Here is an 11,617-nt window from a genome sequence, read left to right as displayed (position 1 = left end):
GTCGGATATACCCACATAGCAATAAGTAAATATAGCACTTGATTTGCAGAAAAAAGAGAATTCCCAAATTGGTTAACGGATTTTCTTTATTTTGAAAATCAACCTTAATTATTTTAGATAGTAAAAATGCTAAAGGCATTAGTGGAGCTGTGGAGCAAAATGTAAGTAAGTTCTTTGTCAAATTAGGTAATGATGTCGAATGAATAATTAGTATAATACATCAAATTATTATTGATGCCAATATGAAATGCAGCCCTTTTTTTGTTTAATCGCACAATTCAAGCGTAGTTCTTCTAAGTTCATAATTAATCCTCCAACAAACAAAAATCTCTTATCCTCTTTGCATAATACTTGTATTTAATTAGAAGTTCAAAAATAGCCCTGATCTGGTTGTTATTTTCTGTGAGTTTATGGTCTGATTACTTTTTGTACCTCATTAATAGAATTGCTTTAAAAGAGGGTATTGTCTCTTACAATTGCCTAGAGACAATACCCATTTTATTCTTAAATATATTTTTCACACTTTGGGGTATAGGGCTTTAATGCTATTTCTTATTTATTGCCCCTTGTTCCTCACAGCCGCCTGAGTGACTGCAAACACTTTAAGATCAATCCCGTTCGCTATTATTAAACATTTCCTGTAGTTAGTGATTTTTCATTATCTTCACCATTCGTGTGTATTCCAAAAAGTATCAGCATAAAATCCTTCCGTTCATTATGAATTCTAACGATTAGCACTCTATATACTTTGTAGGACATCAACATTCTTCCCAGATCCACACCTAATGCGGGAATTCCTCTAATCTTCTAACGCTGTCTTTAATTTTAGCAAGAGCCTTTTGGGAAGTATCTGCGATGGGGAGGGTTAGCTATACTTTTTCAGCATCCTAGATTGTTTTAATGGATTTTTTGAGTTCCAATTGAAGTCCTTTCCAATTGGAAATTCAATTCCATACAGTGCTCTAACCTTCATATCTGAGGGGCGAAAAGTTTTCAGGGGGAATTGAATCATCTTCCCAGTGCAATTATGACTGCATAAAATAATCTATAGGGAGGAGAAAGAAATGCAGACAAATGAATCTTTTAATATTACGGCTCTCGTCGTCGATCCGAATACTGGAGACCCTGTTCCTAACTACTTTGGTACGGCCAACTGGGCCTATACTCCGCCATTGAGAAAATTCATTGATGCAATGCCGGGGATGGGATCTAGTGGCGCAAATGCTTTGGGTCAGTACATTCCAGTTGCTGTTGCCGATACGACAACCTATCCGGGCTCTGATTACTACGAAATTGCTGTAATTGAGTTTAAAGAACAAATGCACACGGATTTACCACCCACCACGCTCCGTGGATATGTACAATTATCTACTACAGTCGTTCCAGGTGCACAAATTAAATTAACCAATAATGGTAACCCCATTATTAAAGGTGATGGCACCCAGGCTTACGGCGTGGATGCGCCTCATTATATGGGGCCTGCTATTATTGCCACTCGCGACGTACCAGTTAGAATCAAATTCTACAATCTGCTTCCTATCGGTACTGGTGGTGACCTTTTTATCCCGGTGGATACAACCGTTATGGGGGCGGGGCATGGACCTCTAGGGCATGCTGCCATGCCTATGAATTACACGCAAAACCGCGCCAACGTACATCTCCATGGTAATAATACCGTCTGGATCAGCGATGGGACACCTCATCAATGGATTACCCCAGCAGGAGAAGATACTCCCTATCCTCAGGGGGTTAGTGTCGTAAATGTCCCTGATATGGAGAATGTCGATAACCCACGCGATGGGATGCAGACTTTGTACTACACTAACGCTCAAAGTGCTAGACTGATGTTTTATCATGATCACTCTTATGGTATTACGCGCCTAAATGTCTATGTCGGAGAAGCTGCAGCTTATATGCTTACAGATCAGGTGGAACGGGATCTGATTAATGGTACAAACGAATCCGGTGTCAATCCAGGCATGGAAAAGATTCTTCCTGATCTTGGAACTCCCCTGGTCATTCAGGACAAGACTTTCGTAGATAGCAACACCATCCTTAATACGGATCCCACTTGGACCTGGGGGACTACAGCAGGTACACCCAATACCGGAGACCTCTGGTATCCTCACGTCTATAGCCCCGCCCAAAATCCTTGGGATCTCACCGGGACAAATCCGTTTGGCCGCTGGATGTACGGTCCGTGGTTTTGGCCGCCCACAACAAATATAAAACATGGCCCGGTTCCGAACCCTTACTACGATCCGGTAACTGCCCCCGAGCAACCTCCGATGATGCCTGACATGCCTTACCCTTCCATGCCGGGCGAGGCGTTTATGGACACTCCGCTTGTTAACGGGACGGCCTACCCCTACCTGGAAGTGGAGCCTAAATCTTATCGTTTCCGCATCCTAAATGCCGCTGATGACCGTTTCTTTAACCTGCAGATGTATGTAGCTGATTCTGCCGGCTACATCTCGCCTGACACGGGATATGCAACAGAAGTTAAGATGGTATCCGCATGCGGAACACCTGGTCTTCCTGCCGACTGGCCTAGTGGTGTGCCCGATCCAGCCTTGAAAGGACCGGACTGGATTCAAATTGGGACCGAAAGTGGATTCCTGCCAGCACCTGTGGTGATTCCAAGCCAACCTATCACTTGGAACCTGAATGCGACTACATTCAACGCAGGAAACGTTGATCAGCACTCTCTCCTGATAGGAACAGCGGAACGAGTAGATGTCATCGTTGACTTTTCCCAATATGCTGGGCAAACCCTCATTCTCTACAACGATGCTCCCGCAGCTTTCCCAGCGTCCGACCCTCGCTATGACTATTATACGGGTAACCCGGACCAGACTGCCGAGGGTGGTGCGCCGAGTACACAACCTGGCTATGGTCCTAACATTCGCACAATTATGCAAATCCGGGTGGTGGCTTCATCTCCCGCTCCTGCGTTCGATATAGCCGCTTTAGAAGCTGTGTTTACTAAAACCGACACAAAAAGAGGCGTCTTTGAAGTAACCCATGATCCGATCATCATACCACAAGCCGCTTACAACTCTGCCTACAACGTCACAAATTTCCCTTCTGATGCCGAAAGCGCCTATGTACAACTTGAAGATTTCTCCAAGACCTTTCGACCGATAGACTCGAACGGGTTGCTACAGCCACCTGTTACCCTATCAATCGAACCGAAGGCTTTGCAGGACGAAATGGGTGAAGTCTACGACACCCAGTATGGTCGGATGAGTGGCATGCTTGGGCTCGAATTCCCGGTTACCAGTTCTAATTTTAACCAATTTGTTGTCTACGGCTATGCAAGTCCGCCAGTTGAAATTGTCAGAGGTACAGCAAATCTTAATGCGACTCCTATCGGCTCTCTTATGGATGGGACTCAGATCTGGAAGATCACTCACAACGGTGTGGATACTCATACTATTCATACTCACCTGTTTTCAGCGCAGCTTATCAACCGGGTTGCCTGGGACGGTGCAATGTTACCACCTGATCTTAATGAGTTGGGCTGGAAGGAAACCTTTAGGGTGAACCCCCTCGAGCATACTATTATTGCACTGAGACCAACTATTCCTACCGATTCACAGGTACCCTTCGACGTGCCAAACAGCGTTCGCCTGATCGACCCAACAATGCCCGTGGGCACTTTACTCACTCCCCCACCACCTGCAGGGTGGTTCGACCCATTGGGTAATCCAATCAACCAAGTGACTAACCATTTAGTGAACTTTGGTTGGGAGTACGTGTATCACTGCCATATTCTCGCCCATGAAGAGATGGATATGATGCATGCAATGGTATTTGCCGTTCCACCGAAAGCGCCCACCAATCTAATTGGCAATCTTTTCGGTTCCGACTTTAACAAACGTGTAGTTTTAACCTGGATAAACAATTCTAAAAACGAAACTAGCATCACGGTCCAAAGAACAGTCAATAGTGCTGGTCAATGGACTACTCTAGTAATGTTACCATCCGGCGCAACTTCATACACTGATCCTATCGGCAACACGGATAACACTTACTACTACCGAGTGTTTGCCTCCAACACTGTCGGTGATACTACCACTCCTGGCTTCCCAACGATGACGGTAGACTCTGATTTTTCCAACGTTGTGCGGGGTGGTCAAAATCCTCCCCAGCCACCAGCTGCTCCGACAAACTTAATTGCATGGCTGCAAAGAGGGCGAGTTCGTCTGAGCTGGCGGGACAATGCCAAAGTCCAGGTCGGTTTTGTAGTCGAACGCTCTGATAATGGGGGACCTTACTTCGTGCTCATCATTATTGGACCGATATATAACAACGGTTACGTCGATTACACTGATAGAACTGCCATACCTGGTAATCGCTACACCTACCGAGTCGCGGCCATGAATGAAGCAGGATTGTCAGCATACTCGAATACGGCAAGCGTGAATCTGTAACCCTCAGGATGTCGTGGGTTGTGGATCCCTCCGAGTTAACAATAGGGTATTGTCTCTAAAAATTATTAAAGACAATACCCGTACTTTATTCTTTACGTATACTTTCTAAGCCCTGATGTTAAAGCTTAGAAAACTATGTCTATACTATTTCGCTTAAGATTGTCTTCGTATAGAATCGGAACACCACCAACGATAGTCTTTACTCGTTATCTCATCCTTAAGTGGGAACGCAGACAAAATAACGATGAACGCTCACTAGGAGGATTGTTTTACCTTTTTGTAGATGAGGTAATGGATTTAGACTTAAAAACAGCCTTGCGCCAATTGATGGCATTTGTACTCGATCTACTACCGAACAAACCGAAGAATTACGAATCACTAAGTCAACTACACAACTGGATCAGTGCCCAGTTAAATCAAGGCTTTATTCGCACAACCGCGGTACGGAAGTTGAGTTGTTATGTTAAAATATCAGTGGTTATTTTATACCGTATACTCCGTTTATCCTGTGATACAAAAAGAGTAAGAGGGGATCAATATGTTTCCTATATTGGTAGTTGAAGACGACAAAAATACCCGTAAATTTTTGGGCGCGGTGCTTAAGGCAAACGGGTATCTGCCGCTTCTCGCTGAAGACGGGAGGGAAGCGTTAAAGGTACTGGATCAACATCATGTAGACCTGATAATTGTGGATATCATGATGCCGAACATGGACGGATACGAGCTAACAAAAGAACTGCGAGACAGCAATTATAATCTTCCCATCTTAATGGTGACCGCTAAGCAGTTGCCGGAGGACAAACGGCAGGGTTTTCTTGTGGGAACCGACGACTATATCACAAAACCCTTTGACGAAGAAGAAATGCTTTTGCGCATCAAAGCCCTCCTCCGACGGGCGCAGATCGTGAGTGCCCATAAAATTACCATGGGCGATGTCACGCTGGATTTCGATGGATTAACTGTGAGCCGCGGCAAGGAGGTTCAGACGCTGCCTCCGAAAGAATTTTATCTTCTTTATAAATTACTTTCCTATCCGGGCAAAATTTTCACCCGCATTCAGCTGATGGACGAAATATGGGGCATTGAAACAGAAAGCTCCGATAATACGGTAAACGTACACATTAACAGGCTTCGCAATCGGTTTGAAGCATTTTCGGAATTTGAGATTGTCACGGTGCGAGGGCTTGGCTATAAGGCGGTGATAAAAGCTGATTAAACATTTTTTTCCCCGCTTTAATATATTTTTTGTGTTTTCCTTCTATATCTTTAATATTCTGTGGTTTAACGTAGGACTTTCCGGAGTCATCATCTATTGGTTGTTGAGAGTTGGGTTTCTAAGCGAAAACTTTTACGAAAACCCAGCTGTAGGGATTAGTATTTTGCTCTTTATTAGTACAATTATCGGTTTAGTTATTACAAGGGTCGCCGGCAAACTGATGCTTAACCCTATCTGTGAAATGCTGGCTTCCATGAAAAAACTGGCAGGTGGTGATTTTAATGTCCGTATCGGTAATTCAGGACTGCTTCGCCCGAAGGAGCTCAGAGATTTTTCAGAAGAGTTCAACGCCATGGCTAAGGAACTGGGCAGTATTGAGATACTCCGATCGGACTTTGTCAACAACTTTTCTCATGAGTTTAAGACCCCCATTGTATCCCTGCGTGGTTTTGCGAAGCTCTTAAAGAAAGGTAATCTCTCTAATGATGAACGGCAGGAGTATTTAGACATTATTATCAGCGAATCAGACCGACTGGCAGCGCTGGCCACTAACGTACTCAACCTGTCAAAAATAGAGAACCGGACCTCTTTTTCCGGACACAGCTTATTTAACCTCAGCGAGCAAATCCGCAGAACTATCTTGATAACGGAATTAAAATGGTCCGAAAAAAGACTAGAACTGGAAGTGGATATAGAGGAAGATATTTATTTTCTCGGCAACCCTGAGCTATTGAGTCAGGTCTGGGTCAACTTGCTGGACAACGCTGTGAAATTTTCGTACCAAAGCGGGAAGTTAAGAATCAGATTGTTGAATTATGACGATTGCGTTGTATTCAAGGTTGAGGATTTTGGCTGCGGAATGGACGAGGAAATAAAAGCGCATATCTTTGATAAATTCTATCAGGGAGATAGATCTCGCTCCACCGAAGGCAACGGCCTTGGAATGACAGTGGTAAAGAAAATTGTCTCTCTGCATAAGGGAGAGATTTTAGTGGAGAGTCGGCCTAGTCAAGGAACCATTGTCACAATCACCTTACCCAAGCAGGCAAATGAGAAACAAAAACCGCTGCTGTAACCTAACACTCAATGAAATTGAAGCCATTATGTCACACCGATTTCGCATATGATGCCACAGATTGTAAAAAACTCCTGCAGTCTTCTCATGGAAAGCAGGAGTTCATGCTTTTTAAAGGGGAAACCATCATTCCTCAAGCAGTGTTAGCCTTGCCTTTATTTCTCCATGCGCAGATGGCAAGACCGATTGCCAGCCAGACCAGTCCGAACAAAATGCAGCTTCCCATAGCGGGCAAGGTTTCAGCCCAGCCTGCATTTTTCAGATGCAACGCCTTGAAGGGCATGACCACGTGGGCAAAGGGCCACAACAGCCTCACCAATGTGGAAAATCCTTGCGGCATCACAAAATTTGGCCAAACCATTCCGGATGTGAGCATGATCAATACGCCGACGGTAGTGAACAATTCAAAGATGTAGAGCTTTGCACTGCCACGAGTGAAAAGCGAAATGACAAAAGTGGCGGCACATAGCGCAAAGGTATAAGATACCATTAGCACAAAATGTAAAGGAAAGTTCCATGAGAAAGGAATATGAAACAGCAAAGAACCAATCAAAAGTGCGATATACGTAAAAACAGAGATCAAGATGCACATACATAAGATTCGAAAATACATGAAATTGTTTCCCCTTAGCTGCAAACGACCGCTTTCTCTCTCTTCCCAAAATAATGGCAAGAGGAAGAAGCACAAAAATTGCATTTGAATCATATAGGGAAGGACCATATATATCAGATTATACATAAAGCTGCCGCGAGGATCATACAAGTTCCTTTCTACGACGGTAAAGCTTCCCATCATTTGAGAAATCCTCTGGTCAGGAATCCCCATACTTTGCAGAGCCTGCACCTGAATACCTGCATTCAGTGTCATGAAGATACTTGCTGCATACCCTTGAGCCGCACCGGAATTCGTAGTGTTTGTCCCGTTCAGCAGAAGCATTGCGCGTGAGCCGTCACCTAGCGCCACACTTTTTCCATAACTTGCCGGAAGAAGGAGACCGGCAACGGCCTTTTTTTCATACACGGCATTTTGCAGTTCCTCTTCGGAATCAACGTAAAGAGTTACATCAAATCCAGAATGATTTTCGAAATCAGAAACGATCTGTCTGGAGATGGACGAGTCATCCAGGTTTGCGATGGCCAGCGGGATGCTTTCAACTTGAAGACCGGAGGCGATAAAACAAATCAGCATGGTTGCGATGATTGGGCCCACCGCTAGGGTTCCGATCATATGCTTATCTTTCTTCAACCAGCGTTTCAGCATCATATGCCTCCTTTTTCCGTATCAGTAATTGCTGTTTATTTCCCTTGCCTCTGAATATTCCAATTCTGTTTCTCGAAACCCCTAAAACAAGAAACCCGACCCATAATAGGATGAGGAATCCAATAATCCATCGGATGTCAGGCAGCACATCTTTCAATCCGTATCCCATAAGCATGATATCTCTTAGCGGTATGCCATAGTGGACAAATGGAATGAACCCACCGATAGTCTGAAGAACTTGGGGCATGGAAGTCAAAGGATAAGAATACCCGGAAAGAATCATCATCATCATCAGAATGGGAATCATCTCCACCGCGGCCTGTTTATCCTTCTTCAACAAGCGCACGAAAATACCTAGTCCCGCGATGCCGGTGAGATAAAGGAATATCAATATAAATGCCGCTAATTTGCTTCCATGGAAGGGAAAGTGGAACAACGTCACTTGAAGGATGGTCACAACGGCAGCGGAAATCGTTCCCAAGAAACCGCAAATGACCGAATTCCTGATGGCAATGTGCGGTTTAAATGCATCTTGCCTTCTGGTTATTTCCAGCGCCAGGATGAATACGGTGACCTGAATCATGCTCAATAGGGAACCATGCATGGAAAACATCATGGAACTCTTGCCGGGATTGATTAACTGAGTTGTAAATCCGAGGGGCTGAATCATCGCTGCGGATTCTACAGGGGACATCTTCAGCGCGCTCTGCAGGGCAGAGAAAAGACTGCCCATGTTCAAAGTGCTCATTATTTCGGACATTTTTCCCTTCGCCGTTCCCGCTGCGGATAGTTGCGCGTTGTCATAAATCATGAGGATTGGGGTATTATTTCCTATCATCATGTCGTTTGCAAAGCGATTCGGGATGATGATTGCAGCCGCTATTTTCCCACGCCGAATGCTTTCCTCTATCTCAGCATCCGTTTCTGCATAGACCTTAATATCAAAGGTATCGTTTTCATCTATCTTCTGTACTAAAGTCCTGCTTAAACTGGAGTTGTCATAATCGAGAACACCGAAGGGGACCTTTTCAAGCACCTGATCGCCAAATTGGTACCCGAGGACGAGCATGGAGAACGACGGGAGTAGCAGCACAAACAGCAAGGGTATTAGAACGGTTTTATATCCCTTTAGATTCATTTACCTCCACCTCGCTCTTGAAGGTTACAAATACGGTCATACCGGCATAGAGCGGGATATCAGTCTCATCAACTTCCACCTTTACCCCGTAGGCCTTGATGTCAAAGCTTCCACTTTCATTGGTAGCACGTTTGACCGCAAAATCGGCGCCTTTATTTATCGAGACGACTTTTCCCGCAAAATTTTTGTCTTTATAAGCACCAAATCGGATGTTTACTTCCTGACCGGTTTTGACTTTTGAGATATCCGTTTCCTTTATGTTGCATTCAATCCAGGGTTTAATGTCATTTACGATGGTTGCAGCTTTTGAACCGGCTGAAACCAATTCACCCTCTTTGAGGTTCAGCTGGTTCAACACTCCATCTACTGGAGAAAGGATCTTGGTTTTTGCCAGCTGTAGTTCGATTTCCGCAGAGGAATATTGAGCGTTTTTCAGTTGCCCTTTTAAGGAGTCAATGGATGCGGCCGCTGCACTAACGCTTGCCTGGACCGCTTTCAGTTCGCTAGCCTTTACTCCTTTAACGGATATATCGTATTGTGCTTTTTTTATATCTCTGTCAGAAACTGCCGACTCGTATTCCACTTGACTTATAGCGCCCTCCTGATACAGAATTTTCATCCTCTGACAATTGGCTTCTGCCAAATCATACTTTGATTTTAGCTGGACGATTTCTTCAGGCCTCGCACCTTCCTGAATTTGCGTGAGTTTAGCTTCGGCTCCTGCCAGATTTGCTTGCGCACTGCGAATTTGCCCCTGTATCGTTTCAATTCCCGCTTCGGCCTGTGCTCTTTTGATTTGCAGCCCTTCATCATCAATGATCCCAAGCACTTGACCCTTTTTGACAGTATCTCCTTTGGACACATTTACGGCTTTCACTTCTCCTGAAAGCTGGACCGACAGGTTCGTCTCCGTCATTTCCAATACAGATTGCACTTCTAAGGTTGCTGAAGCTCTTGTAGCTCCTTCACTTTTATCTAATTGTCCAAGTACAATGAAAAACACTATCGCAATAGCAACAATTATGATTGTAATGACGAATCCTCGCCTTACCTTTCTGGAAATTTGCATTGTTGTACCTCCAAATATCATTTATCTTATATCATATTGTAGGTACATAAACTGAACATAAACAAACTTATAGTTTACCAAATAGATGATAAAAATTATCATCCATTCTCAATTATTACCTCTTAAGATGACATATAGGTTCTAAGGAAAGGTTATACACTTATTACTTGAAGCACTTAGGCAGGCCATTAATCAAGATACAAACCATTTATCACCTTCTATAGACCGGTGATTTTTATGTACCAAATGTAAAAAACAATAAAAGATAGGTACTATCTCCAAAATACTAAAGGGATAATAACCATCTTTTATTTTATACAAAGTCTTAAAACTTCGAAATATAGTGTTTTCGGAATTTGGACCTTACTATAAAGCCTTATTTTATTGACCCTTGTTCTTGATCGCGGCCTGGGCGGCAGCTATCAAAACAGACCAATCACTGTCTTTTACTATTATGGTACACTTCTTAATACACTCTGCAAGGTTCCATATATTTGAAATAATATACTGAGTTTTTCTTGAGCAGATCTACCAAGGCTTACATTAGCCACCCATAGTTCTGTCGAGTATCTACAACTGCATCCACATACACCGTACTTTCCTTGATCTGATAAACCAGTCGATACCGTTTTTCCAGCAAGAGCTTTCGGTATTTTCCTGACGATATCAGCGGATCTGTCAGCCATGGATTCCTTTCTGGAAACTCTTCCAGTGCCTTTTCCTGAAAGGCTTCAATTAGCCGCATGGCTGCAGACTCACTGACTTGTGCCAGAAACCGTACATGGGATAAGAGCATTAGAGTGGCCTCATCGGAAATGACTACGGTATGCCGTTTATTTTCGCTGTCCATCTAGTACCTCCCTGACGGAAGCTTTCATCATAGCAGAGACCTCATCAATGGAATGACCGGACTTTCCGTTCAGCCTGCTTTCCTGAGCATTAACCAAACTTTCCCTCAGCCGAAGCATGCTCTCCCTTCTCGCAAAGGTCTCTATGTCCATTACTACAAGATCACCCTCGCCATTTTTTGTAAGATAAACCGGTTCTCCAGACCGCTTGCAAAGTTCGGAAATTTCATTGCAATTTTTGCGGATTGCCGCGGATGGCTTTATATTAATCATAAAAATCACCTCTTTCGGTATCATAATAATATGCTAATTGTATGCTTATTGTACTATCACCATGCTAATTTATCTATGACAAACCCAAGCTATTTCACCTGTACTCTCCATCACGACATTGGAGCAGTAAAAATAAGGTACTGCCTCCTATGTACTAAGACACAATACCTATTATAAATATAAACAAAAAACACCGATTCTTTTATATCTTATATAGAATCGGTGTTTCTCCGTTATTTCCGCAAAATCTTATCCATCGATTTTCCCTTTGCTAACTCATCGATCAATTTATCCAGATAGC

General features: G+C 43.7%; 9 protein-coding genes and 2 pseudogenes. 4 read left to right on the top strand and 7 right to left on the bottom strand.

Annotation, left to right across the window (positions count from 1 at the left end; all coding sequences use genetic code 11):
* Nucleotides 1-303: pseudogene (locus HGJ98_RS22360) on the bottom strand (hypothetical protein); the annotation flags it as partial.
* 761 nt (nt 304-1,064) lie between these two features.
* Here HGJ98_RS22360 and HGJ98_RS06725 point away from each other — a divergent pair.
* The 4 genes and pseudogenes from HGJ98_RS06725 (at nt 1,065) to HGJ98_RS06710 (ending at nt 6,727) form a co-directional block, all read left to right on the top strand.
* Entirely contained in the window at nt 1,065-4,436 is a 3,372-nt protein-coding gene (locus HGJ98_RS06725; protein ID WP_291350294.1) for a hypothetical protein, read from the top strand.
* A 189-nt stretch (nt 4,437-4,625) separates the two neighbouring features.
* Nucleotides 4,626-4,851, top strand: a pseudogene (locus tag HGJ98_RS06720) (IS4 family transposase); the annotation flags it as partial.
* Nucleotides 4,852-4,974: 123 nt separating this feature from the next.
* Nucleotides 4,975-5,652 carry a response regulator transcription factor gene (locus HGJ98_RS06715; RefSeq protein WP_291350293.1) on the top strand — a complete coding sequence of 226 codons (678 nt, stop codon included), beginning with the start codon at nt 4,975-4,977 and terminating at the stop codon, nt 5,650-5,652.
* A 103-nt stretch (nt 5,653-5,755) separates the two neighbouring features.
* The gene (locus HGJ98_RS06710) at nt 5,756-6,727 is read left to right on the top strand and encodes a HAMP domain-containing sensor histidine kinase (RefSeq protein WP_291350292.1); all 972 of its coding nucleotides are present in this window, start codon (nt 5,756-5,758) and stop codon (nt 6,725-6,727) included.
* Between the two features lie 133 nt (nt 6,728-6,860).
* Here the strand turns inward: HGJ98_RS06710 and HGJ98_RS06705 are convergent, their stop codons facing one another.
* The 6 genes from HGJ98_RS06705 to HGJ98_RS06680 all read right to left on the bottom strand — a co-directional run.
* Nucleotides 6,861-7,988 carry an ABC transporter permease gene (locus HGJ98_RS06705; RefSeq protein ID WP_291350291.1) on the bottom strand — a complete coding sequence of 376 codons (1,128 nt, stop codon included), beginning with the start codon at nt 7,986-7,988 and terminating at the stop codon, nt 6,861-6,863.
* A complete protein-coding gene (locus tag HGJ98_RS06700) occupies nt 7,960-9,126 on the bottom strand; it encodes an ABC transporter permease (protein ID WP_291350290.1) in 1,167 nt (388 codons plus the stop codon). Before HGJ98_RS06700 ends, HGJ98_RS06705 begins: the two co-directional genes overlap by 29 nt.
* Nucleotides 9,107-10,195: an HlyD family efflux transporter periplasmic adaptor subunit gene (locus HGJ98_RS06695; protein WP_291350289.1), complete on the bottom strand. Its 1,089-nt coding sequence runs from the start codon at nt 10,193-10,195 to the stop codon at nt 9,107-9,109. Before HGJ98_RS06695 ends, HGJ98_RS06700 begins: the two co-directional genes overlap by 20 nt.
* A 538-nt stretch (nt 10,196-10,733) precedes the next feature.
* Nucleotides 10,734-11,045 carry a type II toxin-antitoxin system RelE/ParE family toxin gene (locus tag HGJ98_RS06690; protein ID WP_291350288.1) on the bottom strand — a complete coding sequence of 104 codons (312 nt, stop codon included), beginning with the start codon at nt 11,043-11,045 and terminating at the stop codon, nt 10,734-10,736.
* The gene (locus HGJ98_RS06685; protein WP_291350287.1) at nt 11,029-11,316 is read right to left on the bottom strand and encodes a type II toxin-antitoxin system prevent-host-death family antitoxin; all 288 of its coding nucleotides are present in this window, start codon (nt 11,314-11,316) and stop codon (nt 11,029-11,031) included. The genes HGJ98_RS06690 and HGJ98_RS06685 overlap by 17 nt, the downstream gene beginning before the upstream one ends.
* A gap of 233 nt (nt 11,317-11,549) precedes the next feature.
* Nucleotides 11,550-11,617, bottom strand: a 68-nt coding sequence (locus HGJ98_RS06680; protein ID WP_291350295.1) for a DUF2200 family protein, incomplete at its 5' end; no start/stop codon positions are given.

This window comes from Desulfosporosinus sp. (assembly GCF_014237355.1).
Classification (GTDB): Bacteria; Bacillota; Desulfitobacteriia; order Desulfitobacteriales; family Desulfitobacteriaceae; genus Desulfosporosinus.
Note: the sequence above shows the minus strand (reverse complement) of the source record. Positions and strands in the feature narration are given on the sequence as shown.